The 26,474-nt window shown below is 60.9% G+C and carries 23 protein-coding genes and 1 tRNA gene; 18 read left to right on the top strand and 6 right to left on the bottom strand.

The features are described 5' to 3' along the window. The first annotated feature begins 64 nt into the window (after window positions 1-64). Window positions 65-997 (top strand): tRNA glutamyl-Q(34) synthetase GluQRS, encoded by a 933-nt coding sequence (gene gluQRS, locus K419_RS0104900; RefSeq protein WP_026840606.1) that lies wholly within the window; start codon window positions 65-67, stop codon window positions 995-997. 114 nt (window positions 998-1,111) lie between these two features. Here the strand turns inward: gluQRS and K419_RS23020 are convergent, their stop codons facing one another. From K419_RS23020 to K419_RS0104885, 3 genes are read right to left on the bottom strand one after another with little or no spacing between them, the layout of a single operon-like run. Next, a complete protein-coding gene (locus K419_RS23020; RefSeq protein ID WP_226377622.1) occupies window positions 1,112-1,354 on the bottom strand; it encodes a hypothetical protein in 243 nt (80 codons plus the stop codon). Continuing rightward, window positions 1,318-1,752, bottom strand: coding sequence for an acyl-CoA thioesterase (locus K419_RS0104890; protein ID WP_026840604.1), 435 nt, complete (start codon window positions 1,750-1,752; stop codon window positions 1,318-1,320). Before K419_RS0104890 ends, K419_RS23020 begins: the two co-directional genes overlap by 37 nt. Next, window positions 1,752-2,375 carry a nucleotidyltransferase domain-containing protein gene (locus tag K419_RS0104885; RefSeq protein WP_026840603.1) on the bottom strand — a complete coding sequence of 208 codons (624 nt, stop codon included), beginning with the start codon at window positions 2,373-2,375 and terminating at the stop codon, window positions 1,752-1,754. Before K419_RS0104885 ends, K419_RS0104890 begins: the two co-directional genes overlap by 1 nt. Window positions 2,376-2,509: 134 nt before the next feature. Here K419_RS0104885 and K419_RS0104880 point away from each other — a divergent pair. Next, window positions 2,510-2,584: transfer RNA gene (locus tag K419_RS0104880), tRNA-Gly, on the top strand. 83 nt (window positions 2,585-2,667) lie between these two features. On the opposite strand, the gene K419_RS23450 is transcribed toward K419_RS0104880, so the two are convergent. After that, window positions 2,668-2,823 (bottom strand): hypothetical protein, encoded by a 156-nt coding sequence (locus tag K419_RS23450; protein ID WP_156912175.1) that lies wholly within the window; start codon window positions 2,821-2,823, stop codon window positions 2,668-2,670. Between the two features lie 640 nt (window positions 2,824-3,463). Here K419_RS23450 and K419_RS0104870 point away from each other — a divergent pair. From K419_RS0104870 to K419_RS0104840, 7 genes are all read left to right on the top strand, one after another. Further along, a complete protein-coding gene (locus tag K419_RS0104870) occupies window positions 3,464-7,357 on the top strand; it encodes a multiheme c-type cytochrome (RefSeq protein WP_026840602.1) in 3,894 nt (1,297 codons plus the stop codon). A gap of 96 nt (window positions 7,358-7,453) precedes the next feature. After that, a complete protein-coding gene (locus K419_RS0104865; RefSeq protein WP_156912174.1) occupies window positions 7,454-7,723 on the top strand; it encodes a hypothetical protein in 270 nt (89 codons plus the stop codon). A gap of 752 nt (window positions 7,724-8,475) precedes the next feature. Then, window positions 8,476-9,495, top strand: a complete 1,020-nt coding sequence (locus tag K419_RS21615; protein ID WP_226377621.1) for an NHL repeat-containing protein — start codon at window positions 8,476-8,478, stop codon at window positions 9,493-9,495. Continuing rightward, window positions 9,470-10,582 carry a cytochrome c3 family protein gene (locus tag K419_RS24040; protein WP_318842528.1) on the top strand — a complete coding sequence of 371 codons (1,113 nt, stop codon included), beginning with the start codon at window positions 9,470-9,472 and terminating at the stop codon, window positions 10,580-10,582. Before K419_RS21615 ends, K419_RS24040 begins: the two co-directional genes overlap by 26 nt. A gap of 24 nt (window positions 10,583-10,606) precedes the next feature. Then, window positions 10,607-11,518: a CxxxxCH/CxxCH domain c-type cytochrome gene (locus K419_RS24035; protein ID WP_026840599.1), complete on the top strand. Its 912-nt coding sequence runs from the start codon at window positions 10,607-10,609 to the stop codon at window positions 11,516-11,518. Then, complete coding sequence (locus tag K419_RS24030; protein ID WP_026840598.1) at window positions 11,519-11,869, top strand: cytochrome c3 family protein; 351 nt, start codon at window positions 11,519-11,521, stop codon at window positions 11,867-11,869. A 201-nt stretch (window positions 11,870-12,070) separates the two neighbouring features. Beyond that, window positions 12,071-14,914 carry an MASE3 domain-containing protein gene (locus K419_RS0104840; protein ID WP_026840597.1) on the top strand — a complete coding sequence of 948 codons (2,844 nt, stop codon included), beginning with the start codon at window positions 12,071-12,073 and terminating at the stop codon, window positions 14,912-14,914. 184 nt (window positions 14,915-15,098) lie between these two features. On the opposite strand, the gene mobB is transcribed toward K419_RS0104840, so the two are convergent. Both mobB and K419_RS0104830 read right to left on the bottom strand, forming a co-directional pair. Next, on the bottom strand, window positions 15,099-15,599 hold the full coding sequence (gene mobB, locus K419_RS0104835; RefSeq protein ID WP_035496904.1) for a molybdopterin-guanine dinucleotide biosynthesis protein B: 501 nt from the start codon (window positions 15,597-15,599) through the stop codon (window positions 15,099-15,101). Window positions 15,600-15,652: 53 nt separating this feature from the next. Then, on the bottom strand, window positions 15,653-15,850 hold the full coding sequence (locus tag K419_RS0104830; RefSeq protein ID WP_026840595.1) for a twin-arginine translocase TatA/TatE family subunit: 198 nt from the start codon (window positions 15,848-15,850) through the stop codon (window positions 15,653-15,655). Between the two features lie 275 nt (window positions 15,851-16,125). Between K419_RS0104830 and tssJ the strand changes: the two genes are divergently transcribed. Genes tssJ through tssE form a run of 9 tightly spaced genes read left to right on the top strand, consistent with a single transcriptional unit; the run spans window position 16,126 to window position 26,470 of the window. Next, the gene (gene tssJ / locus K419_RS0104825; protein WP_026840594.1) at window positions 16,126-16,614 is read left to right on the top strand and encodes a type VI secretion system lipoprotein TssJ; all 489 of its coding nucleotides are present in this window, start codon (window positions 16,126-16,128) and stop codon (window positions 16,612-16,614) included. After that, window positions 16,611-18,005, top strand: a complete 1,395-nt coding sequence (gene tssK / locus K419_RS0104820; RefSeq protein WP_026840593.1) for a type VI secretion system baseplate subunit TssK — start codon at window positions 16,611-16,613, stop codon at window positions 18,003-18,005. Before tssJ ends, tssK begins: the two co-directional genes overlap by 4 nt. Window positions 18,006-18,026: 21 nt before the next feature. Next, window positions 18,027-18,686 carry a DotU family type IV/VI secretion system protein gene (locus K419_RS0104815; RefSeq protein ID WP_026840592.1) on the top strand — a complete coding sequence of 220 codons (660 nt, stop codon included), beginning with the start codon at window positions 18,027-18,029 and terminating at the stop codon, window positions 18,684-18,686. Between the two features lie 15 nt (window positions 18,687-18,701). Then, on the top strand, window positions 18,702-22,094 hold the full coding sequence (locus K419_RS0104810; RefSeq protein ID WP_026840591.1) for a type VI secretion protein IcmF/TssM N-terminal domain-containing protein: 3,393 nt from the start codon (window positions 18,702-18,704) through the stop codon (window positions 22,092-22,094). Window positions 22,095-22,104: 10 nt separating this feature from the next. Further along, window positions 22,105-23,424, top strand: a complete 1,320-nt coding sequence (tssA, locus tag K419_RS0104805) for a type VI secretion system protein TssA (protein ID WP_026840590.1) — start codon at window positions 22,105-22,107, stop codon at window positions 23,422-23,424. Window positions 23,425-23,447: 23 nt separating this feature from the next. Next, window positions 23,448-23,978, top strand: a complete 531-nt coding sequence (gene tssB / locus K419_RS0104800) for a type VI secretion system contractile sheath small subunit (protein WP_026840589.1) — start codon at window positions 23,448-23,450, stop codon at window positions 23,976-23,978. 11 nt (window positions 23,979-23,989) lie between these two features. After that, on the top strand, window positions 23,990-25,477 hold the full coding sequence (gene tssC / locus K419_RS0104795; RefSeq protein WP_026840588.1) for a type VI secretion system contractile sheath large subunit: 1,488 nt from the start codon (window positions 23,990-23,992) through the stop codon (window positions 25,475-25,477). A 13-nt stretch (window positions 25,478-25,490) separates the two neighbouring features. After that, window positions 25,491-25,988 (top strand): Hcp family type VI secretion system effector, encoded by a 498-nt coding sequence (locus tag K419_RS0104790; protein WP_026840587.1) that lies wholly within the window; start codon window positions 25,491-25,493, stop codon window positions 25,986-25,988. Window positions 25,989-25,990: 2 nt separating this feature from the next. Continuing rightward, window positions 25,991-26,470 (top strand): type VI secretion system baseplate subunit TssE, encoded by a 480-nt coding sequence (tssE, locus tag K419_RS0104785; RefSeq protein WP_026840586.1) that lies wholly within the window; start codon window positions 25,991-25,993, stop codon window positions 26,468-26,470. Window positions 26,471-26,474 lie beyond the last annotated feature (4 nt).

The raw sequence follows: 26,474 nt of genomic DNA, 5'->3' as shown, positions 1-26,474 counted from the left end.
CTGAGAACTCGGGGTTAGCCCACGATTCTTCAGAAGTTCTCCGTGTCCAAAGGTTTTCATCAGTATGAGAAACAGTGCATCCGAAAATACCCCGGTCATCGGGCGTTTCGCTCCCTCTCCCACCGGGCCGCTGCATGTCGGCTCGCTGGTCGCTGCAGTGGGAAGCTACATCCTGGCGAGACAAGCGGGTGGGCTGTGGTTCCTTCGCATGGAGGACCTGGACCTGCCGCGGGTGGTTCCGGGTATTGCCGCCGACATGCTCTCGACGCTGGAAACGCTCGGCTTCCAGTGGGATGGCGAGGTCTTCTACCAAAGCAGGCGCACCGATTATTACCGTGAGGCCGCCGACGAACTGGTGCGGCGGAGGCTGGCATATCCCTGCGGCTGTACCAGGAGCGAGATAGCACAAATAGCCTCCGCGCCGCATGAGGATGGGCTGGTATATCCGGGGCTATGCCGCGAGGGGGTGCCGCCTGATAAGGTGGAGAGGGCGCTCAGGGTGAAGGTGTACGACGAGGTTATCTCCTTCCAGGACGGAATCATGGGGCTCTACGGCCAGCATCTGACGGCTTCTTGCGGCGACTTCGTCATTCATCGCGCCGACGGCCCTTACGCCTACCATTTGGCTGTTGTAGTCGATGATGCGGCCGCCGGGGTGAACCAGGTGGTGCGAGGTGCGGACCTTCTCAGTTCGACGCCGCGCCAGATCTACCTGCAGAGGCTGTTCAACTACTCGACGCCCAGCTACTGGCATCTGCCGCTGGTGACCGGCCCCGACGGTGCGAAACTGAGCAAGCGGGACCACGCCGTTTCTCTGGCGCACGGTCGCGACCTGTCGAAAGAGGGGGGGAAGCTTTTGGCAGGTGCGCTCAGGTTCTTGGGGCAGTCCCCCCCGGTCGCCTTGGAAAAAGCCCCTCCGGCGGAGATGCTGCAGTGGGGGGTATCTCACCTGGACGTTGCTTCCATCCCGAAAAAGCCCGGTCCTTTCCCGCTCTGACCATTTCAAAGATAGAAACTGTTGAGAGACAAGGTGGGTTCGTGGCAGGAGTTGCAGGAGTTGCAGGAGTTGCAGGAGTTGCAGGAGTTGCAGGAGTTGCAGGAGTTGCAGGATCTAGCCCAGGTCGAGAAATGGCGGTGCAGGTTTCCTCGGCAGTTTCGCGGCAGGAGCCTTTTGTCGCCGTTCCAGCCCCTCCCTGATCTGGTCTCCGACTTCGCGGCTCACCCCGTGATCGATGTACATCTGCCTCACCAGCGTATCGTTCAGCGATTCGCACCCCGCCAGTAAGGCGAGCGCGCAAAGCAGTAAGAGCCTCCGCGTCACGCACCCTTTCTCCTCTTCTCTACTTCCCGCCATTTCTCGATCTCCTCCTCGGTCACCGGTTGCCACTGCGGCACCGGGGAGGTGTGCCAGTTTTCGTCGACTGCCACCATGGTGAAAAGGCCGCTTGCGGCACGGCGCGTGGAGCCGTCGGTGACGTTTTCCACCTCCACTTCCAGTTCGACCTCCATTGAAGATCGCCCGACATGGATGATGGTCGCTCTCGAATAGACCACTTCCCCGACGTTTATCGGGGTGTAGAAGTCGATGCGGTGGGCGCAGGCGGTGACGACCCTTTTCCTGGCGTAGCGCCAGCAGACCACCCCAGCCGTTTTGTCCATGATGCTCATGATGACGCCGCCGAAGATGTTGCCGTAGGAATTGGTGTCTTTGGGGAGCAGCGTCTCGATCAGTTCTGCCTTGCGGTTTTCCATTATCGCTCCTCTTCGCCCAGCGACTGGGCGATGATCTTTTTCAGCCGGAAGGCGCCGGCCCGTTCCATCGGTCTTCCGGTGATGCTGCTTACGGTGCGGTTGCGCCGCTCGTCTGCGGGGTAGACGGAGCACTCTATCACCACCCCGTCGTCTTCAAGGTAGATGTGGGTGTAATCCTTGATGACGCCATGCTTCCTGACCGGTACCGTTTCGGTCTGGAATGCGATGCCGCGCTCCTCAAGTAGAGTCTCCACCGCCTCTGTGGAATCGGTGAAGAGGTGGATGTCGATGTCGCTTTTGCTGGTCACGGCTCCCGACAGGACCGACCCCACCAGGTAAGGAGAGAAGTCGGTGAATAGGTCGAGGTAGGAGAGGGCTGTCTGCCTCAGCCGCAGCAGGCGTTCCGGAAGGACATCCTCCTCGTTGGCGGCGATGAGCCTGGCCAGCTCCTCGTGGATCTCCGCGTTCGTCGGCAGGTGCGATCCGAGGGAAAGCGCCTTTTCCGGCCCGAAGCGCTTGGCCGCCTTCCTCTTGGCATCGCGGTACTCCCTCACCCCGTCCTCGTACATGAGCCTCGCGGCCTCGCACGCTATTTGGCTGCGTATTTTGTCCGTTTTTCTCATGATGGAGAGTATAGCCAGTAGTGCGCGATATGATACGACATTTGGCGCTGGTGCGGGCCGGAAATTTTCTTTGTCATTAAAAAAAAGAGGTTGACTGCGGGAGGCGTCTTTGCTATAAACAGGATCTCCATTGAGCGGGAATAACTCAGTGGTAGAGTGCAACCTTGCCAAGGTTGAAGTCGCGGGTTCGAATCCCGTTTCCCGCTCCATCTATCTACAAGGAATCCTTACGGATTCTTTTCTTTAAGCCCCGGCTTTCGCATGAACTTCCGCATGCAGCCGGGGCTTTCGCTTATCTGCCCTTTTTGAAGTCCCGCCCGAAGTAGGCGAGAATCTTCAAGCGGTCCTGTTCCAGCCCCTCCACGTAGCGCCCGTACAGCTCGTAGATCATCTGCTTGCTGGCGTGTCCCATCAGGTTCACCAGTCCTTCCCTCAAGTGCACTTGCACCCCATTTTCCCTATCTCAAATCCCATCAGTGGCAGTCACAATTATAACTACACTCTCAGAAGGGTACTGCTGTCAGTAGTAGGCATGTTTTTTTAAAACAGGTTAGTGTGTATCTATTCATCTACGGCAGATGAACAAGGTTGAAGCTATGATCGGGTGGGGCAATATCGGGCATCGCACTGAACCTGTGAAGCTTACGCCGGCACAGCATCGCCAGCAATATGTTTCGCATTAGTGAATTCGCGGTTGCTCCCGCCAAAAGACAGGTCCCACTGGCAGTGTCACTTGTCTTCAGTCTGCCGACTCCCTCATCCAGCTATTTTAGAAGAGTTTTTTTAAAATTATATTCATTGTAGTATTTTGGACCAAATCTTGTAATGAGAGGTAGATTAACTCTAAGTCTTTGTATTTGAGTGAGTCCTCGTCTGGGAAACAGGTACCTGTGGTCGCTAATGTCGCTCTGTGCTCATTGGATTGAGCTTATCAGCTGCTTTGTGACAGGAGCCCGACTATGCCCCTGACAACTGCAGCGCAGCGTTAAGAGTTGTTGTACGGATGGTTCGGGAAATGTTTCAAGATGGCACCGCGTTCAGCGGAAAGTCGCCGCTGACCGTCTTTTACTAAAGACAAGGGGGGCTTTATGTTGAAGAGAGTACTATCTGTTCTCGTCTGCTTGCTGACGGCGGGGGGTCTGTATGCTTGGGCCGCGACCACATGGCAGTTGCAGACGAAGCTGAGTACGACGGGTGGAACGCTCAAGGTACGCAACAATGCCACCCAGACCACTGCCGGCAGTGTCGTGTACACCAACTTCACCACCAGCGCCAACGTGCCGGTGACGGTCTCGGCGAATGTGGGATACAAGATCTCCGCCCTGACCAAGAGCGGCACTGCGGTGCCTCTCGGCAACTACACCAGCCAGTATGCGACGACCTTCAACAAGGCAAACGGCACCACGCAATCCCTGGTGGCCGGTTTCATCGCGAGGCAGTACCAGGTAACTGCCTCCGCCATAGGGCCCGGCAGCATCTCTGCCACCTCCGTACTGGTCTCCTATAACAACTCGGCTGTTCTGACGGCAACGCCAACCTATACCAACTGCTACCTCATGGGGGTGACCGGCGGCACCGTGGCCGATATCTACGGAAGTCCTGTCAGCTACCCCTACGGTGGTGCCGTCAAGATCACCGTCGCCAACGTCACCGCGCCGCGAACGGTGACCGCAACGTTCATGCAGGCCACCGTCAATGCCGGCGTGGACCAGGTAGCGCAGACCAACCAGGTGGTCAACCTGACCGGTACCCTCACCGGAAGCGGCACCCTCGCCTGGAGCTTTGTAAGCGGTCCCGCCACCGTCGACACAAGCGCCTGGAACACCCTGACCCCCTCCTTCATCCCCGTCGTTCCGGGTACCTACGTTCTGCAACTGGCGGAGATGGCGGGGACCAAGACGCTTGCCTCCGACACGGTACAGATCACCGTCACCAACTCGGTAACCGGCTACATGCGCACCAGTTGCAACGGCTGCCACAGCTCGCAGGGGTTGTACCCTTCCACGGCGTTCTCTTTGTGGTCGACCGGATCGCACAAGACGGCCGGGATACACTGCATAACCTGTCACACCAATTCGGCGATGCCGACGCCGGTCAACACCAACACGGTGAACAGTTCCACGTTCACGATCGCCTACGCAAGTGCCGGGACCGTCGGATCCAATTTTTGCGCCACCTGCCACCCGACCTCGATCGTCACGGCATTTTCCGGCTCGCCCCACAATGCCAGCGGCCTGACCTGCTCGACCTGCCACACGGGGGGCGGCCACCGGCCTGACGTCGCCGACAGCGTCTGCAACGGCTGCCACCGCGACTCCAATGGCAACGTCGCCAACCACCCGTTTGCCATCGGCGCCAATCCCTGCATCGCCTGCCATAACCCGCACAGTACCGCAGGAAGTGCCGCAGGGGCGACCCCCGTGCACTTCAACACCATGACCGCCGCCGGCTACCCGGCCTCCTACGTGACCTCGCGCTCCAACTGCTCCAACTGCCATGCCGACAGCAGCTCAAACCTCGCGGTGCGTCAGCAGTGGGCGCGCTCGGCACACGCCGCAGTCGCTGATGCTCCCTGGAAAGGGGAGGACTTCAAGACCAAGGCGGGCTGCGTGCAGTGCCACACCACAACCGGCTTTGTGGCCTGGTCCAGCGCCAAGGTTACCGCAGCCTGGGGAAGCGCGGCCGACAAGACCAAGGAGGTGCTGAACTGTGTCGGCTGCCACAGCGACATCAGCAACGGGATCCTGCGCTCGGTCACTCCGGTGCGCCCCTATGCCGAGGACCCCGGTTACCAGAACCCGAACCTCGGCAAGTCGAACATCTGCCTTGGCTGCCACAGCGGCACCAACAACGGGCAGAGCATCGCGGTCCGGCGCGATAACTTCGCCGATTTCGGCAACCTCAAGTTCATCGATCCGCACTTCATGGCGGTGGGCGGCACCAGCTACGCCAAGGGTGGGTACCACTTCCCGGGGCGCAGCTACAGCGGCGAGTCTACCCACACCAGGCTCGGCCTAAGCGACGCGAGCGGCCCCTGTGTCGCCTGCCACAAGAACGCCAGCAACGGCCACACCTTCGTCACCGGGGCGCTGCCGGTCTGTGCCGGCTGCCACGGTAGCTCCCTTAGCGAGGCGGGGCTTGCCGCTGAGCGCGCCGCCCTCCTGAACGGGCTGGAGATCCTCAAGGCGCAGCTTGCCGCCAAAGGCTTCGGTACGACCTCCCCGACTGCCGGTTTCAGCACCACCAACTGGGGCTCCGCAGAGAACGGGGCCAACACCATGGGGGCCGCCTTCAACTACGTGCTACTGGCCAGCGAGCCAGGGGCCTACGCCCACAACCCGAGGTATACGCAGCAACTGCTGCTCGACTCCCTCGATTACCTCGACAACGCCCAGCTGGACAACTCGGTAGCAACCCTGGCGATCCCCAATCTCGTCGCCTCGGGTGCCGTCAGCCAGGCCATGGCGGACAGCTTCGCCAGTTACCAGGTGAAAGACAGCTGCACCACCTGCCACGGCGGCAGCGCGGCCAGCGCGCAGCCGATGGCCACCGGTGGGCACAGCGCCCACGTAACCCTCGCCTATGGCCCGGGGAACTACCTCGGTAACGGGGTGACTGTCTGCCAGAACTGCCACGGCTTCGATCCTGCCACCCACTTAAACGGCTCGGTGGATCTCATCAACGGCGCGGGTTCCGCCTGCGTCGGCTGCCATCCGGGCGGCGTCCCCTCCTGGAGCGGCGGCCGGTTGTCCTGCACCTCCTGCCACGCGGCGCAGCCGTCGGTACTGCCGAACGGGGTAGCCGCGCCGTACCAGGCGAACTTCGACAACACCGGTCATGGCCGCTACGCCGCAAGCAGCAGGTGTACCGACTGCCACGATCAAAACAGCCGGCACATCTCCGGGTCGTTCGGTTCCTACATCCGCCTGTCCGTTTCCGGAAATGCCCTGTGTGCCTCCTGCCACAACGACGCGGCTCTGGTTCGCCCGGCATTCCTCAACATGAGTAGCCACTTCACCGCCAAAGGGAGCGGCCAGACCATGGGGTGCGTCGCCTGCCACGACACCCACGGCAGCGCCAACCGTTCCATGATCAGATCCATGATCAATGGCGTCGCCATCACCTTTACCAACAGCACCACGGGGCTGGTCGACCTGGGGACCAACCTCGGGCTTTGCCAGGTTTGCCACACCGTGACCGCGCACTTCCGCAATGGGGTTCCTGAGACCGGCCACCCGACCACCGGCTGCCTGAACTGCCATCGGCATAACGCTGCCGGAGGTGCCTTCAAGCCCTTTGGCACCTGTGACGCCTGCCACGGCTATCCGCCACTGCCCAAGCGCGCCGGTCTTAGCTTCGGCACTATGAACAACTGGTCCGGGGCACGCTTCGAGTCCTACTCGGGCGGCGGCGGAGCGCACCTGACGCACGTGGCGAAGACGGCCAAGGCTTCGGAGGGGTGGAACAACTGCACGCCGTGCCACAGCGGCGGGGCGGCCAGCCACCTCATGGTGCTCCCCATCAAGGACCACCAGTCGAACGTGACTGTTGCCGTCGATACCCAGTACAGCTTCACTGGGGGCTCTGTGCCGCTGTACGATTCCGGGAAGAGCTGCTCGAACGTATCCTGCCACGCTGTGAAGGCGGGCAGCTTCAGCTACTACTCCTACAACCAGGGAAGCGATGACTACGATTTGATCACGGTGAACTACGGTGGTGCGCAGCGGACCTCGGCCTGGAATGCGACCGGTCAGCAGTGTGCGGCCTGCCACGGCAATCCGCCTGCGGACGCCAGGGTATGGCACAGCCGGAACCACGGCAACCAGGGTCCGACCTCGAGCCTGAACCAGTGCCAGTTGTGCCACCCCGACGTGAGCAGCGTGAACGGGCAGGGGACGACGATCACCAACCCGACGCAGCACCGAAACGGCACGCTCAACGTGCAGGGTGCCTTCAAGTCGACCTGCTTCGGGTGCCACTAGGACTAGGGGAGGCTCGGACCTCTGATCTCGGTCCGAGCCGTGCAGGGAGATTACGAGCGGGAACTATTTGAGGAGGATATCCGAATGAAACGGTTTGTGACGATCTTGATTGCGTCCGGCTTTATGGGAACTCTGTTGTTGTGGGCCACGGTGTGCGCTGCGGAACCGGTACCCGGGGGGACGACGCTGGCCACGGAAAGCGACCTCCCGTCGCTGCCGCCAACCGGCAAGGTGGTGAGCGACACCGCTCCGCCCAAGGCGGTAGTGGGCATGATCTGGGTGGGCAGCACCAGCAACATCGAGTACATCTTCGACGGCGGCAACTGGGTACCGCATACTCCCCCCGCCGAGCAGCCGCCGCAGTAGGGAGGGCAAGTTTGACATTATAAGAAGACCACCTGTTAGAATAACTGCCAGAGAATCTACGGGATTCTTCATTTTTTGCCCCGATCTGCCGAAGCCTTCGCTCAGTGGGTCGGGGTTTTCTCGTTTCAACCCCTCTAAAACATCCCGAAAGTAAAACCTGAGGCTGCCCTCCCCGTGTCAAATCAGTTGCCGCCTCGCCTCACCTGTAATCGCGCGGCCTGTACCACGGTTTAACTTTCTTTTGCGCCAGCGTCGCACCCCCCAATGCCACACTCCTTACCCCGAGTTTCCTCCCTTCCGCATCTGTATTCATTCTTCCTTTTAATTTGAAAGCCTCTGCTGCTCTCGCTGAAGAAGGAAGAAATTCATACCTCGCAGGAAACCCTCTTTTCCTCAATATTAGAAAACTCCAATAGACGGAACATTAGAACCGTAACTGATTGGTTCCAATTGGAAAAAATAATAAATAATTCATATAAAAAAACTATTTCAGGAACGGCGTGAGCATTAGCAACCGCTTAATTTTGACCGGCGGCTACGCTGCGTCTCGGTTTCCCGGAGGCGCGCCTGCGCCTGATCCATCCATGGCTGACGCGCAGTTTTTACCTTGTACCAAGGAGGAGTTATCATGCTGGTTTCTTTGCAGAAAAAGGTAGGGTGGGCCGCAATGCTGCTGGCCATGCTCGCTTCGTTTTCCCACGACAACCGCGATGGCCGGGACGGCGCCGGTGACGACTGTGCTGACACCGCCCATGTACGAAAACCTGGGCACCCCGGTCTCCATTGCGATGGACCCGCGTGGCTTCTACTACGTGGCGGACCCCCGCAAGGGTGGCGTCAACAAGTTCGATCTCTCGGGGAAGTTGCTCCAGTTGTTCCGGACAGCATCCCCCGCGCGCGCGGTGGCCCTGGATAACCGCGGCAACTTGGTGGTGAGCATGGGGACCTCGGTAGCACTGCTCGATCAGCAGGGTGCCCAGAAGCTGCTCCTCGGCTCGGGGCTGGGGCAGTTCAAATACGCCATCGGCATTGCGGTCGATGCCCGGGGCTATATCTGGGTCGCCGACAACGAAGCGCACAACGTAACCATTTTCACCTCGGCCGGAACTCTGGTGAAGACCATCGGGGGGATCGGTAACGCCTCCGGGCAGTTCGACTTCCCGGTCGGGGTCTCCTACGAGAAGGCTGCCGACCAGGTGGTGGTGGCCGATGCAGGCAACCACCGTCTGCAGTTTTTCGACGCCGGCAGCAACAACGCTTTCGTCAAGTCCATCGGGACTTACGGCACCGGCCCGCTCCAATTCCAATATCCAGTAGGCGCGGCTTTCGAATACGACCAAGCCGGCCAGTTGAACCGGATGTACGTGACGGACCTCCATATGAGCAAGGTGCAGGTGCTCGACCCGGCTGGAATCGGCACCTTCCTGAAGTTCATCGGGTTCAGCGGGCTGGTGAGCGGCACCTTCATGGATCCTATGGCGCTCGGCTTCGATCCGCTCAACAAGCGCCTCATAGTCGCGAACGGGAACGGGCGCCTGCACCTGTTCGGCATCGACGGAGGGGGGAACCCGGGTCTGCCGCATCTCGACTGCCTTTGCCATCGAGTCGCCGCACATATCCAATATGTCCTGCTCTGGGACCATGGGGTGTCATACCATAGCGCTCATCGACGGCGTCTACGTAGCCACACTAGTCGACGCCGACGGTGTCAACAACCTTTGCCTGAAGTGCCACAACCCGCAGACGATGGCGCGCGGGTTCTCGGCCAGTGACATAGCGAACCCGTTCGGGTCAACCGACACGGGGCTCTTTCCGTCCGAGCAGTTGCAGACCTCCCACAACTGGGCCGGACCGGTCAATATGCCGGCCGCAGCTGCGCAAATCTCGACAGATCCAGCGATACTCGCGCTTCGGCCCACGAAGGCGGGAGTAATCGGTTGCACCAGCTGCCACAATCACCACTCGTTCACCGGAGATCTGTTGCTGAGACGCCCAGGCGACACCCTTTGTCTCGACTGCCACCGCCAGCGCAACCAGCGCGATGTCCAAAGCGGCACCCATCCGGTCAACTTCAACTACACGAGCGCCACCTCGAAGGTGAAGCTGGCACCGTCAAAATTCTTCAAGGACCCGGTCAACGCCAATTCGGCGAACCCGACTTCCGCCATGCTGTTCCCGAGTGGGAAGATGGTCTGCACCACCTGCCACGCCCCTCACTACGCCGACTCCAACGCGCGCACCTTCGACAACGCTTCCTCCTCCACCTTCGGGCTCCTTTCCTCCTCTAGAGGACGGCTTTTGCGCACCGACGTGAGGGGGGGGAGCGCCAATGAGGTGAACATCTGTACCAACTGCCACGCCGGCAAACGGGCGCATAACGGCAAGGGACAAAACATCCAGTGCGCCGACTGCCACGCCGCCCACGTAGACCCCCTGGACGGCACCGCGCCTAACGTCTGGCTGGTGCGCCGCTACATGAAACCGCTGACCACCAACACGAAGGTCGTCAACCAGTACAAGGACGCAGGAAGCAACTGGGCCGGCCCCGACGGCGTCTGCGTGGCCTGCCACGCCATCCCGGCTCCGGGCGGGAATTACCCCCCCGAACACGCAAGCCTCGACCCCAACGTCTGCCGCAGCTGCCACGTTCATGACAGCGTCGACGGCTCATTCGCAGCAGGGTGCAACTCCTGCCACGGCAATCCGCCGCAGATAAACGCTGCCGGCCCGAGCGGCTACGCCAGCAGCGGCAGCTCCAACTACGCTACCAGCGGCGTCTTCAAGGACGAGTCGCTCACCCCGCACCTGGCACACACAAGCAGGGGCTTAACCTGCGCTGCCTGCCACTCCGGCAACTAGCACGCCAGTGGGGATTTCCAACAGGTGTTCAGGACGCCTTCCGGCACGGCGACCTACTACGGCGCCACTCCGAGCTACGATCCGACCGGCTCGGGGAGCTGCCTCACCAACTACTGCCACAGTAACGGGGTACCTTCCAGTGCGCTGCCGGTTTACAAGACCGCGTCCTGGGCCTTCGGCAAGAACAGCATCGTCGGGACCCCAGGGGAGTGCTCCGCCTGCCACGACGCGGCCCCCGGTACCAACGCCCACACGGGCCACCTCTCGCGTGGCTACAGCTGCGCTGTGTGCCACGCCGCAACGGCCGCTACCAACAGCAGCATCAAGGACGCCTCGAAGCACGTGAACGGGATCAAGGAAATGTCCTTCGCCGGCGCAGCCCTCGGTACCGAGATCGACGTCTCCGACACCTGCACCACGAGCTACTGCCACTCAAACGGCAGAGGGGTCTACTCCTCGCCCAACTGGACCATGAAGGCCACCGGCGCGTGCGGCTCCTGCCATGCCACGGCCCCAGGTCTCGGCGGCGCTCTCATCGCAAGCGGCGCCCATTTCGCCCACTTCAGCACCTCGGCTGCCGCCTACGGGCCGATGCTGACCACGCAAAACTCGACCGGCTGCCAGGCCTGCCACAACCTAAGCAGCGCCAACCACGTCAACCAGAGCATCGACCTCAACGGCACGCTCGGCTACCAGCGCAACGGCACCGGCACCTGCACCCCCTGCCATGCAGCGCAGGTGAACTGGACCACCGGAGCGGTAACCTGCGAGAGCTGCCACACCGGCGCCCTGTCGGTGATAAACGGGGCCACCGCGCCGGACAAGAGCCTTGCTGCAACGGCCGGACACGGGACCTCCGCGATAGGGAGGGGGTGCACCGCCTGCCACGAGCGCAACGCGCGGCACATAAACGGCGGCAGCAGGCTGCAGCCGTAATTGAAGGGGAGCCTAAACGCCGAATGCAGGTACTGCCACGACAACGCCTCGGTGGTGGTCACCGGAGCCTTCCAAAACATGAGCACCCACTTCCTGACCAAGGGGGGGAGCCCCGCCATGGCCTGCGCACAGTGCCACGACCCGCACGGCTCCGCTAACCTCAAGATGATCAGAGCCGTCATCAACGGCAAGGAGATCGTCTTCAACGACATAGAGAACGGTTTGGTGAACACTTCGACCAACCAGGGCCTTTGCCAGGTCTGCCACACTCAGACCGTCCACTACCGCGCCGGAATTCCCGAAACCGATCACCCGACCTCGGGCTGCCTCTCCTGCCACCCGCATGTCTGAGCCGGGGGCGCGTTTCTAGTACGGTCTTGGCGATAAAAAAGGATAAAAAGGGGACAGGCTACTTTTCCAAAACAAAAAGTAGCCTGTCCCCCTTTGCGGCTGTCCCCCTTTGCGGCCTCCTTGATTTCTTTGACTTTCGGCTTTACTTGTCTTAACCTGCTGAGGAATTCTGGCCGAGCGACTTGGAATACGAGGAGTGGCATGGCAACAAAGACAGATCTAGCTGACGGAGACGCCGCAATTCCTTTCATCGTATTTACTTTTGCCGTATGCGGACTCTATGTAAGCAGCCTCAGCTCTTACCTCTTGTTTCATGCCCTGGTGGAAATCTTCTGCATCCTGGTACTGCTCGGTTCTTTCGTGGTGGCATGGAACTCACGCAGGCAGCTGGATAATCACTACTTCTTGTTTCTCGCCATCTCCTTTCTCTCTTCCGGTACCTTTGAGCTTTTGCACACACTGGCCTACAAGGGGTTGTCGATATTCCCCGGGTATGACGCCAATCTCCCCACCCAGTTCTGGATAGCTTCGCGATACGTCTTCAGCCTCTCCTTCCTCATAGCCCCTGTGTTCATCGTCCGCAGGCTTAAGGTGGCGGTTACGCTGACTGCATTCGCCTGCATCACCGCCTTGCTGGTCAGCGCCGTATTCTCGGGCAACTTCCCTGACTGCTTCGTAGAAGGATCAGGGTTGACGCCGTTCAAGGTGTACAGCGAATACGTTATTATCGCCGTCCTGGCAGCTGCCACCATGCTGCTGCTTGCCAAGAAGGAGGCCTTCGATACCCGTGTCCTGCGGGCGCTCATCTGGTCGCTGACGGCGGCGGCCGCGGCCGATGTGGCCTTCACCAAGTACGTTAGCGTTTATGGTTCGGCAAACCTCTTGGGGCATCTCTTTCTCCTTCTTTCCGCCTTCCTGGTATACCGGGCCATCGTGGTGACGGGGATTGAGGATCCCGCTGCCCTGTTGTTTCGCAGCCTCGAGCTCAGCAGGGAGCAGTTCCGCAGATCCATAGCAGACGCGCCCATCCCTGTCATCATGCATGCCGAGGATGGCGAGGTGTTACAGGTGAGCGGTTCCTGGACTGAACTCACCGGGTACGCTGTGGAAGATATCCCGACCCTGAAGGCCTGGCTCGACCGGGCGGTTTCTGCCGCGGACTGTGATGCCGTACGCACGGCCGTAAGTGAACTTTGTGCCGGCAACAGGCAGAGCTTTCGGTGGGAGATGTCGATTCTCACCCGTGACGGGCGCTCTCGTTATTGGAACATCAGCGCATCTTCACCGGGAACCCTGCAGGATGGCCGGCGTTTCGTGGTCTGCATGGCGGTTGACATCACCGAGCGCCGGGAAAGTGAAGCCGCCCTGCAAAGAGGGAACCTGCGCCTGGACCTGCTGGCCTCCAACGCGAGCAGGCTCTTGGAAAGCGACGCGCCGCAGCAACTGGTCGATGAGTTGTGCCAGAAGGTGATGTCCTATGTTTCCTGCGATGCCTATTTCAACTTCCTGGTAGATGAGCAGGCGGGATGTCTGCGCCTGAATGCCTGCGCCGGCATAAGCGCCGAATGCGCGGAGTCCCTGCGGTACCTAGAGTACGGGGTGGCGGTCTGTGGCTGTGCTGCCAGGGATGCTTGCCGCATAGTGGCCGAGAACATTCCGGAGGTGCCAGATCCACGTACGGAACTGGTGAAATCGCTCGGCATCACGGCCTATGCCTGTCATCCTCTCATGTCGCACGGCCGGGTGCTCGGGACTCTCTCCTTCGGGACCAGGACCAGGAAAACCTTCAGCGAGGACGACCTTTCGCTCATGAAGGCGGTGGCGGATCAGGTTTCCATAGCAATGGAGCGGAAAACCACCGAGGAGAATCTGCAGCAGGCCAAACAGGCGGCAGAAGCGGCCAGCAGGACCAAGAGCCAGTTCCTTGCCAATATGAGCCATGAGCTGAGAACCCCTATGACGGGGGTGCTGGGGATGCTGGACCTGGCACTGCAATCCCCTTCCGATCTGGAGCGAAGCGATTACATCCGGACCGCCTACCGCTCGGGGCGATCGCTGTTGCAGATACTGAACGACATCCTCGATCTCTCCAAGGTGGAAGCCGGGAAGTATTCGCTGGATTTAAAGCCTTTTTCCCTCAAGAGTTGCGTAGCTGAGGCGGTAGATATCGCCGCTCCCGAGGCGAAGCGCAAGGGGCTCGAGCTGGAGCTCGACCTCGCGCAGGACCTGCCGGCGCATGTGGCCGGCGACCAGGTCAGGCTGCGCCAGGTACTGACCAACCTGGTCGGCAACGCCGTGAAGTTCACGGAGCGGGGGCGGGTAACGGTGCAGGTCGAGGTGGCGGAAAAAACGCCTGAGGGAGAGTTGCTGCTGCGCTTCCGTGTGAGCGACACGGGCATAGGGATTCCGCAGGACAAGAGGCACCTGCTCTTCCAGGCCTTCAGCCAGATCGACGATTCCAATACCCGCAACTACGGGGGGACCGGCCTTGGCCTTGCCATCAGCAAGGAGATCGTTCAGCGGATGGGGGGGGAGATCGGTTTCGAAAGCGGGGAGGGGGTGGGAAGCACCTTCACCTTCACTGCGCGCCTGGTCGTCCCGCACCCTGACGAACAGCCTGCCGAGGTAGCCGTGAGCGAGAGCGTCGCACCCGATCCCGGCGGACAGGAGCTCGCCGGGTTGCGCCTGCTGATTGCAGAAGACGACGCCACTATCAGGCAGGTGCTGGCAACGATGCTGCAGAGGCTGCAGTTCTCGGTGGATTTCGCCGAGGACGGCTCAAAGGTCGTTGAGATGTGGCGGCAAGGGGAGTACGACCTGATACTGATGGATGTGCAGATGCCGCGTATGGATGGCTTTCAGGCCACTCGCGCCATCCGGGAACAGGAGCAGGGGGGGCGGATTCCCATCATAGCCATGACGGCTCATGCCATGAAAGAAGACCAGCGGCGCTGCCTCGACGCCGGCATGGACGACTACATCTCCAAGCCGATCAACTTCAAGGAGTGCATCGAAAAGGTAAAGGGGTTCGCCTGCAGACGGTGAACAGCCCGGATGTCACAGAAGATAATTGTCTTCGGGTGAGGAGGCCGATAGCGGACCTGTAGCGGATCTTGCAGCGGACTTCAGAGCCAGCAATAAAAAACCCGGCGCCTTTTGGCTTGCCGGGTTTTTTATTGCCCTTCGCTGGTCTAGGCTGCGGCGCGGCAACCCCTTCCAACTGCAACTTTTACTGCAGAAAAGTCTTCTCGATGAAATCGGCAACGGCCTCCGGGTCGTTCAAGCCCAGCACCGGCACGTCGAGTTCCAGCGGAGCGTCGCTGGCAACGGCGATCAGCGTCGGGTCCGTTACCTCGCCGCGGCAAAGCAGCGTAGCGCTCCGTTCCAGGCGGTTCACCTCTATCTTCGGCATGCCGCTCTTCTTGAATCCCTCGGTAAGGACGATGTCCACATCGGAGAAATAGGTCTCGATCAGTTCCTCTATGGCAGGAGCCTCCCGGTGTCTCTTCACCAGCGCCAGTTTCTCCGGCGACGAAATCAGCATGGTGTCGGCGCCTGCCGCGGTGAGGCGGTGGCTGTCCTTGCCGGGGTGGTCGATGTCGAAGCGGTGCGCATCGTGCTTGATGACGCCGACCTTGTAGCCGCGGGCCTTAAGGGACACGATTACCTTTTCGAGCAAAGTGGTCTTGCCCGTCCCCGATTTTGCGACGAATGAAACTGCCTTTACCATCAACACTCCTCCATGGGCTGCGCCCGTATTCCCTTGGCCGTCCGTAAAGGCGCTTACTGCTCCTTTCTGGCCTGGTCCTGCTTCCCTTCGTCCGGCGGGTTTATCACCTTGCCGTCTTCATTTTGAGCCTTCTTGAAGTTCCTGATTGCCCCTCCCAACGATGCCCCCAACTGCGGGAGTTTGCCGGGGCCGAAAACCACCAGCAGGATGACCAGAATGACGATGAGCTCCGGCATGCCGAATCCAAACATTTGATACCTCCCGATTGCCTTCTCATGTGGGTTTTGAGACAGCACCGTTTATATCACAATTAGGGCGCGTTGAGGCAGCAGAATCTGTCCGTCCCGATTCCTTCCGCCCAAAATAAAATTTATCTCCGCGAAGTTTGCACTTAATAAAACTATGTTAATCTTGTCTGTCGTCGGGGGTGTAACTGCGGTCGTCTTTCAAGCTACCGGAAACACAACGTTTATTCCTCTTTGGGTAGGGGGCCTGTTCCCATTGGGAAACGGCTGATGGAGTGATCATGAAAAGAATGCTTGTTGCGGTGCTGCTGGCTTTAATTGGTGTCGGTTGCTCGACCGGCGGCGGAACGGCCGGCGCGCGGGGAAATGATTCGAAGGACTCGGTCCTGTTCGAAATTGCGGCGGACCCTCAACTGAACCGCTACGAGAAAAACTCCCATGCGCTCGTGCTTTGCCTCTACCAGTTAAGCGATGCCGAGAGCTTCACGCGGCTGGCCCAGGGAACCGAGGGGATGCCGAAACTTCTTGAATGCGGCAGGTTCGACGGGACGGTGGTGCACGTACGGCAGGTGGTGGTGCAGCCTGGGCAGGAACTGAAAGAGATTGCCGAGAGGGGAAACGGTGCACGGTACCTTGGAATAGCTACCGGCTACTACAGCACAGGCAAAAAGAAGATGACCGCGCTCGCGACAATTCCCGAGGACCAGAGGGAGAGCGTGCTCCGTATCGAACTGGGGGCACAGGAAATAAGACAGGTGAGGGTGAAATGACGCCAATCGAGAGGCCTATATTCTGGCACCAGGGGCTGTTTCTGCAGCCCCAGCATTTCCAGCTGTCAGAGCGCTCGTTGCAGTCGCAACTGGCTCCGTACCAGTTGTGCCTCATGCCGGACTTTTGGGGCGTGCATCGGATGGAGATCAGGTGCACGGCCGGCGGGATACCTAGCCTCGAAATCTCCGGCGCCTTCCTTTTTCCCGATGGCACCTATGCCGTCGTCCCTGAGAACGCGCGGGTCGAGTCCAGGCCGGTCCTGGAAGAGGCTGTGGCGGGAAGGGATGCCTGCACCGTCTACCTTGGCCTGAAGAAATGGAGTCCCGCCGGCCAGAACGTCACCACCTTGCTACCTGGCGCCCCCCTCTTCAAGGTAGCTACGCGGTTCGTTGCCGACTCCGACGCCACCCCCCGTGCCGATCTCCACGCCGGGGGGGCTCAGGCGGAGGTGCGGCAGATGGCCTTGGCCCTGCAGCTTTTCTGGGAGAGCGAGTTGGAGTCGTTGGGGGATTACCTGCTCATCCCTGTCGCCCGGCTCGCGCTGCGCGGCGAAACTGCCGTCCTTTCCCGTGACTTTATCCCCCCCTGCATCACCCTGGCCGGCTCATCCGCGCTCCTCGATCTGCTCCAGGAAATCCGGGAACAGCTGGCCTCCCGCTGCCGCTGGCTGGAGGGATACAAGAAGGAACGCGGCATTCAGGCGGCTGAGTTCGGTTCCAAGGATCTGGTCTTCCTCCTAGCCCTCAGGACCGTGAGCCGGCACCTCGCGAGCCTTAGCCACTGGATCGAGGCGGTTGAGGTTCACCCTTGGCAGGTTTACGGGCTTTTGGGGGAGCTCGCCGCGGAACTCACCTGCTTCTCGGAGAGCATCGGTGCCTTCGGTGAGTCCCTAGCCGACGGGGGAAGGCTCATGCCGCAGTACCGGCACCAAGAGCTGGCGTGGAGCTTTCGGCTGGCCCGTGATCTCATCGTCCAGCTGCTAAACGAGGTGACTGCGGGGCCGGAATACGCCCTGACCCTCGCCTTCGACGGGACCTGGTTCGCCTCCGATCTCAAGCCAGCGCACTTCCAGGGTCACAGCAGGTTTTACCTGGTGCTGAATACGAACGAGGATCCGAAACTGGTCCTGGCTTCGGTCGCGACCGCAGCGAAGCTGACCGCACGCGAACGGCTGCCGCTGCTGATCTCCCAGGCGCTCCCGGGGATCGCCCTGGAGCATATTCCCGATCCCCCCCGCGAACTGCCGCACCGCTCCACCTCCCTCTTTTTCAGCATAGATAGCCGCTGCGATCAGTGGGAGCTGGTGCAGAAGTGGAATAACATCGCGCTCAGCTGGGACCAGGCTCCCGCTGACCTAGAAGTGCAGGTCATGATCGTTGCCAGGTCCTAGGGGACCCCCGGAGGGTGCGCCATGCGATTGATCGACTCTTTCATGCCGCTCATAGCTTTCGTGGTCGACTTCCGTGCCGATTGCCGCGACACGTCCCGCAGCTATCAGGAGGTGAAGGGGGATATTGCGCAGTTGCTGCTGCAGGCTGAGCAGGCCTGCGGCAAGGAACCGGTCCCGAGCGACGAGTTCGACCTGGCCCGCTTTGCGGTCTGCTCCTGGGTCGACGAGACGCTCTTAGGTTCCGACTGGAGGGACAAGCAGCTCTGGCAGCGGGAGCAACTGCAGCGGCTTTATTACCGCACCACCGAGGCGGGGGTGGAGCTCTTCGACCGGCTGCAGGCGCTGGGGGCGCGGGGCGAGGTGCGGGAAGTCTACTACCTCTGTCTCGCCCTTGGTTTCAAGGGGCGCTATATCGGGCCAGGAGACGAGGCCAAGCTGGAACATCTGAAACAAGAGAACCTGAAGTTGCTGCTCGGGACCCCGGCCGGCATCCCGTCGCTGGAGCAGGAGGAGCTTTTCCCGGGTGCCCGTGCGCCCGGCCGTGAGAGTGCGGCCCTAAAGGCTTCCTCTCGAATTTCCCCGCTGACTGCGATGCTGATCGCAGCACCCATCATCCTGTTCGTGGTGCTGTTTCTCATTTACCGCTACCTGTTAAACGGCCTGGTACTTCCGGTCCTCTAGGAGAGGAGGTGCATCTTGAAGAAAGAGACCATCCTCATCTGCTGCAAGTACGTCCTTTTCGCCTCCGCCTTTTGCCCGTTCCTGGTGATCGCGTTCGTGATGTTTCCGCTCCTCACCTGGTCCTGGCGTATCGGCGCCTTTTTACCGTTTTTTGCCCTTGCCCTGTGGGGGACTTTGGTGCTGATCAAAAAAGGGGTGCTCCTGGCGAGGGGCAGGCGGCAGGCGCCTGCAGCGGTGAACCCTCCGCAACCAGGCGAGGAAGGGGAGGCGCAGGGTCTGCTCGCCGACCTGCAGCAGCACTGGGCGGGCGGGCTGGAGACCTTGCGGCGGTCGCACCTGAGCCGGGAGGGAAACCCGCTCTACGTGCTCCCCTGGTTCCTGGTCCTTGGCGAGGCGGGATCCGGAAAGAGTGCCGCCCTCAAGGAAGCCCGACTTTGCTCACCATTCCCCGGGACGGAGCAGGGTATTGCGCCGACCAGCAGTTGCCGCTGGGTGTTCTACGACCAGGGGGTGCTGCTCGACACAGCCGGGAGATACGCCGTCCCGGCGGCAGCGGAGCGAGACGATGCAGAGTGGCGCCGGCTCCTGTGGCTGTTGAAGAAATACCGGCACGAAGATCCTCTCAACGGCGTGATCCTGACCCTCCCCGCGGACAAACTGGCAAGGGGGGCGCAAGAGGAACTGGAGAACTATGCGCGTGCGCTGCGGGCCCGGATCGATGAAATGATCCGTCTGCTCGGCATCAACTTCCCGGTCTACCTCCTCATCACCAAATCCGACTTGATCGAGGGAATGGAGCCGTTTTGCGTGGCACTTCCCGCCTCGAGGCTCATTCAGCCCATGGGGCTGGCGAAGGAGGAACTGTCGACGGATCTTTCCCTGTTCATGGAACGCTTCTCCCTGGGGCTCGACGAAGCGTTGAGGCGCCTGCGCCTGATCCTTTTGCAGCACAGTGAAGCGGGAGCCGGCGCCGCGAGAGTACTGCTGCTCCCCGACCTGATCCGGAGCCTGTACGCCCCGCTGAGCGCCTTCGTTCAGGCCGCATTCGGGGCAAACCACTACCAGGAGACCCCCCTGCTGCGCGGCATTTACTTTTGCAGCGCCAACCCTGCGAAAGCCCCGCTGGCGCCCGGGGAGCCTTCCCCATCCGCACATCCGCTTTTCCTGCATGAATTCTTCGAGAAGGTCCTCCCTGGCGATCGGGGGCTGTGGGCTCCGGGAGCGCAGGCCTTAAAACGACAGCGGGTGGTGCTTAATTGGGCACTCACTGGGTGGGGCCTGGCCGGACTCGCATTGTGCCTGATGCTGAGCTATTCCTTTGCGAAGAACATAAGGGTGATCCGGGACGCGTCACAGCTGGTGTCGCGCACGCAGGAACTGCAGGGGACGGTCCCGATTGACTTGGCGGCAATGGGACGTTTGAGCGGCATGATTTCCGAGGTCGAGCAGCAGAACCGGGAGTGGTGGGTCCCGCGGTTTGGCCTAAACCGCAGCAAAGAGATCGAGTTGGAGCTTAAAGCCCGCTTTTGCAGCGGCTTGCGCGACCGCTTCCTGGTTTTTTTCGACCGCAGCCTTGCCGATACCGTTTCCAGTTTTTCCCCCAGTACCCCGGACCAGCTCTTTGGAACCTGCGTGATGCACCTCAGCCGACGCTGCAATTTGCTGAAGGCTCGGCTCGAGGGGGAGAACTCGCAGCTGCTGGCCTCACGGCCGCTCCCCGACTACTCGTTGATATTGCTGCCCCAGCAAGCCGGCGGCCCCGCCTTTGGAAACCTCTACCTCGACTACCTCAATTGGCGCGCCGATCGCGAAGGGATGAACAAGGAGCTGGAGTGGCTGCAATTGCTGCTGAAACAGGCCTACCTCGTGAAGGGAAGCGACCTTTCCTGGCTTTTGGAGTTCGTGGACCGTCTGCACCCCGAGGCGGCGATAACGCTGCAGCAGTTTTGGGGCGGGTCGCGGCCGCTGCCGCAAGAGCCGGCGATCCCCCCGTCGCTGACGGCCAAAGGAAGCGAGCGGATCCGCTCGATGCTTGCTCAGATAGCTGCCGCTCATCCCGAGCCGGGGTTACTGGCCAGGGAGAAGGGGGAATTCGAGGCCAGGTACCGCGCCGCCTGTTTCACCGCATGGCAGCGGTTCGCCTGGGAATTCTCGAAAGGGGACCAGCGCCTGGTGGCGCCCAAGGAGTGGCGTTATGTCGCTGCCAACATGGCGAGTGACAAAGGTCCGTACCTCAGTTTCATGAGGAGGGCTCTGGCGGAACTTCAGCCTCTGGCTGGCGCCGGCCATCTTCCCCCCTGGGTGATGCAGATGTACCGTTTCCAGCTGTTAAGGGCAGCGGGACCTGCTGCCGGCGTCGCAGCTTCAGCGGCACCCGCAGCCGACGGCGTAGCCGGTCGCCTGCAGAAGTTGGCAACCAGGAAGGGTAGCGGTCCGGACGGGGTTCCGGGCGCCGGTGTGACCAGGGAATATCTCGATGCGTTGGCTCGCGTTGCCCCTGTCGCAAAATCAAGATCGCTCGCGCTCCAGATGGCGCGGGAGGCGTTCGCCAACTCCCCGGAACAAGGCAAGTCGCCTCTTTTCCTTGCCGCCGATGCCGCTCAGAGGCTAAACGCCCCCGATGGCGACGACACTTTCTTGCGACTGGTTTCCGGGCCCATCGCCTTTTACGGGACCTTCGTCAGGATGGAGACCGCTTGCGAGCTGCAGGCCCAGTGGGAAGAGAAAGTGCTGAAGGAAGTGCAGGGGGCAAACGATGCCCAGACGCTGCAATACCTCTTGGGCAAGGACGGCCCTGTCTGGCGTTATGTCGGCCAGTTCGTTGATCCGTTTCTCGGGTGGAGCCCCGGACGCGGTTACTATGCCCGGTCCGCACTGGGGGGCGCGGTTCCCTTCAGCACCGAGTTCTATGCCTTCCTGGCCAAAGGAGCGAAAACGAAGATCGCTGCCTCCGCCCCCTCAAGGGGGAGCTACCAGGTCACCATCAAGGGGCTTCCCACCGACGCCAACGCTGAGGCGCGCGTGAAGCCGCAGGGGACCCGGCTCGAACTGCAATGCGCGGCCGGTTCGCAGGTGATCTCCAACATGAACTACCCCGTGAGCAGGCCCTTCGTCTGGTCGCCCGACAGTTGCGGCGACGTGCTGTTCCACATCGATATCGGCGACACGGTCCTCACCAGGCGTTATCCCGGGACCCGCGGGTTTGCCGCATTCCTTAAAGATTTCCCAGGCGGCAGGCACACCTTTTACCCCAGCCACTTTCCCGCCGAACGCGAGGCTTTGGAGAAGATGGGGGTCAGCTTCATCAGGGTGAACTACCAGATCTTCGGCGCCGGCGACATCTTTGAAGGGCAAGGGGAGACGCTCCCCGGACGGGTACCCCAGAAGGTAGCGGAGTGTTGGGATTGAGGAGACTGTCATGCAAGACGTAACAGTGGAGGAACTGCTGGCCCCCATCAGCACGGAAACACCGGCGGGAAGCGATCTGCGCTACACCACCTTCTACGAGGAGATAATGGAGGCCCGCAGAAGCGATGATGCCGTAGCGCTCGGGGACTGGCGCCATGATGTAAAGGCAGCCGACTGGAACAAGGTGATCAAGCTCTGCGTCGCCGCCCTTTCCACCAAGAGCAAAGACCTGCAGATAGCGGTCTGGCTTTGCGAGTCGCTTATCGTGGTGGACGGTTTTCCCGGTTTGGATGCGGGGTTGCGCCTGCTCAAGGAACTGATGGGAAGATACTGGGATTGCTTTTACCCGGTAAGCGGGGACGAGGACCTGGAATACCGGGCAGCTCCGTTCGACTTTCTGAACGAGAAGGTGGCCACGCAGCTAAAAAGGATCCCTCTCACTGACCCTTTGGTGACGCCGGGTTACTCCTGGCTCAAATGGGAGGAGTCTCGCCGTGTCGGCTATGAGGCAGAGACCAGGAACAGTTACGGCGAGGTGGAGGAGGAATGGAAGCAGCGCCGGGATGCGCGCATTTCGGAGGGAGGGCTCACCGCCGAGGAATTCGATGCCGCAGTGAAAAAATCTCGCGGCACCTTTTCAGAGCAGCTTCTGGAAAGCCTCAAACGCTGCGAAGAGAGCCTGCAGGGGCTGGAATGGGGGGTCGAGGCGAAGTGGTTCCCCGCGCCGGCACCGAGCCTGGCCGCTTTGGGGGCGGCCATGAACAGTTGCCAGATGCTGGCAAGGAAGTGCTACGGCGTCGAATCTCCCGCCCAGGCAAATGAGCCTCAAGAAAAAGTGGGCGAAGTGCAGGGGACGGAAGAGAAGGAAACAGCAGAGGTGGCGCCGCCGGCGCTCAGGCAGCCAGACGGCATCGCCGGCGTATCCCGTCCCGGCGCTGCGCAGCAACAGGAGAGCTCGCTTTGGGGTGAAGGGCTCGCCCTGCTGGAGGCGGGACATCTCGAACAGGCGCTGACCATGCTGCTTTACACCAGCAACAGCTGCGAATCCACCAGAGACCGCAACCGGATCCGCCTCCTGATGGTGAAGCTCTGCCTGAAAGCGGGACGGGGGGATCTGGCCAGGCCGATAGTGGAGGAGTTGCACGACATGATCGAGGAGTTGAAGCTGGAGCGCTGGGAGTCGCCGGTGTGGATCGCGGAGGTGCTGCACGCCTACTACCAGTGCCTGCAGGCGGGCGAGCTTCCGGATGAAGACCTGACCTTGTCGCGGGTCTTGTTCAAACGGATCTGTTCCCTCGACGTCACCAAGGGGATCCCTTACCGGATCTAATTCCATAAGCAAAAGGAGAGACCATGGCAAAGTCCGAGAGCCTGCAACACAAGCTGGAACGCGTGCGGGCGCCCCGTGTCCGGATCACCTACGACGTGGAGACTGGGGGCGGCATCGAGATGAAGGAGATTCCTTTCGTGGTGGGGGTGCTCGCCGACCTGTCGGGGAAGCGGGATCAACCCCTGCCGAGGCTGAAGGAGAGGAGCTTCGTGGAAGTCGACCGCGACAACATCGATTCGGTCCTGGAGGGGATGCGGCCGAGAGCGGCATTGCGGGTTCCGAACCGGCTCGCGGAAGACGGCTCCCAACTCGCCGTCGACCTCCGTTTCACAACTCTCGATGACTTTCATCCGGAGAAGGTGGCACTGCAGGTGGAGCCGCTCCGGAGACTGGTCGAGGCGCGGAAGAGGCTCTCTGATCTGCTTGCGAGGCTCGACGGCAACGACCGGCTCGAACAGTTACTGCAGGAAGCGTTATCCAGCCCGGATGCGCTGAAACTCATCTGTGAGGAGGCGAAGAGCGCCAAGGAACCCGACACTGAGAGCGCCGGATAAAGGGGGGGATCATGGGAGAGCAAGATAGGGAACCGGAAGTACTGTACGCGGAGCCGCTACCCGCGGGAGGCCTGCTGGAGCTGATCATCCAGGAAGGGCGACTTGCCCGCGGCGTCTGCCGCCGTGAGCATGCAGTGGACCTTGTGGGCGAACTGGCGCAGCAGGTCCTTGAGGGGGGGATGACGGTGAGCCGCGACACGGAACAGATGATCAACCAAAGGATCGCCCAACTGGACGCGCTCATCTCCGCGCAGGTGAACGAGATCATCCACCATCCCGAATTCCAGAGGTTGGAAGCCTCCTGGCGCGGCCTTGACCATCTGGTGCACCAAAGCGAAACCGGAGCCAACCTGAAGATCAGGGTCCTGAACGTTTCGCGCCGGGACCTCGTGCAGGACATGGAGAAGGCGGCAGAGTTCGATCAGTCCGCTCTGTTCAAGAAGGTGTACGAGGAGGAGTTCGGCAGCTACGGGGGGGCTTCCTACGGCTGTCTGGTGGGTGACTTCGAATTCGGCAACACGCCGCAGGATCTTTCGCTTTTGACACGGATATCCGAGGTTGCGGCTGCCGCGCACGCACCGTTATTGACCGCTGCGTCTCCTTCCCTGTTCAATATGGAGACCTTCGGCGAACTCGACAGGCCCAGGGACTTGGCCAAGATATTCCAGGGGCCGGATTACGCCAAGTGGAAATCCTTCCGCATCTCTGAAGATGCCCGCTACGTGGCCCTTTGCCTCCCCCGGGTGCTGATGCGGCTCCCCTACGGACCCGACGCCGATCCGGCTGAACTATTCCAGTTTCATGAGGATGTGGACGGCACCGAACACGGCAATTATCTCTGGGGCAACGCCGCCTACTGCCTGGCCGAACGGGTGACCGAAGCTTTCGCGAAATACGGCTGGATCGCGGCGATCAGGGGAGTGGAGGGTGGCGGTCTTGTGAGCGACCTGCCGGTGCACTGCTTCAAAACGGGGGAAGGGGAACTGGCCCACAAGTGCCCGGCTGAGATTGCCATCACCGACCGGCGCGAAAAGGAGCTGGCGGACCTGGGCTTCATCCCGCTGGTCCATTGCAAAGGGACCGACAACGCCGCGTTCTTCAGCGCCCAAAGCGCACACCGTCCCAAGAGCTACGACTCCGATGCGGCCAACGCCAACGCACGCCTCTCCGCGCAGTTGCAGTACATACTCGCCGTCTCACGATTCGCCCATTACCTGAAGGCGCTGATGCGCGACAAGGTCGGCAGCTTTGACACCAGGAAAAACGTGGAGGACTACCTCAACCGCTGGATCAGCAACTACGTGCTTCTGGACGACGACGCCGGCCAGGAGATGAAATCGCGTTACCCACTGCGGGAGGCCCGGGTGGAGGTCTTCGAAGATCCCGCCAAGCCCGGTGCCTACCGCGCCGTCGCTTTTTTGAAGCCGCACTTCCAGCTTGACGAACTTACCGTCTCGCTGAGGCTTGTGGCCAGCCTGCCGGCACCGGCAAGAGAATAAGGAGGATGAATCCATGGCATTTGACGCGTTCCTGAAAATAGAAGGGATACCGGGGGAGAGTACCGACGACAAGCACAAGGAATGGATCGAGATCCTTTCTTACAACTTCTCCGTAATGCAACGCCCCTCCGGTTCGGCGAGCACCTCCGGCGGCGCCTCCTCCGAAAGGGCGAACTTCTCGGATTTCAACATCGTGAAGGCGCTGGACAAGGCGTCTCCGAAGCTTTTCGAAGCCTGCGCCACCGGCCGACACATCCCCACCGTGACGCTGGAACTGTGCCGGGCAGGCGGAGACAAGATGAAGTACATGGAGTATAAGCTCAGCAACGTCATCATCAGCATGAACCGTCCCGGCGGCACCTCGCACGCCGACGAAACCCTCCCTCTTGAAAAGATCTCCTTCAACTACGGCAAGATCGAGCTGGCCTACACACATCAAAACCGCGCGGACGGCTCGGGCGGCGGCCAGATTGCCGCCGGTTGGAACCTCGAAAGCAACAAGAAGGTTTGAAGGTGACACCCCGCAGGGGAAAAACCCCCTACCTGAAGAGATCGTTGCTGGACAGGCTCATTGCTGCTCCGGCACGCAGTGGGCCTGCCCAGGCCGGGGAGGGAGTCTTGGGTGACATCCTGGACTCCCTGCTTCGCGACCTGGAAAACCTTCTCAACACGAGGAGAAGTGTCCCGCTCGCGCCGGACTGCAGGCAAGAGTCGCAGAAGTCCGTTCTCAGCTACGGCGCAAGGGATTTCAGCACGCACAACCCACGCACTGCCTTGGCCAGAGAGCAGATCCGGCTGGAGATACAAAGGTTGCTGCTGTCGTTCGAACCTCGTCTTAAAGAGGCAGTGGTTCGGCTCGATGTCCTACCAGAATCGGGCCGGACCCTGCAGTTCAGGATCGAGGGGGTCTTGATGGTCGAGCCGCAGCCGGCTCCGGTTAGCTTTGCCACCAGCTTCGACAGCAACAGCGGCGCCTACTCCGTGTTCAAGTGAGAAT

The sequence above is a fragment of the Citrifermentans bremense R1 genome (genome assembly GCF_000426865.1).
Classification (GTDB): Bacteria; Desulfobacterota; Desulfuromonadia; order Geobacterales; family Geobacteraceae; genus Geomonas; species Geomonas bremensis.
This window is presented reverse-complemented; position numbering and strand designations above follow the sequence as displayed.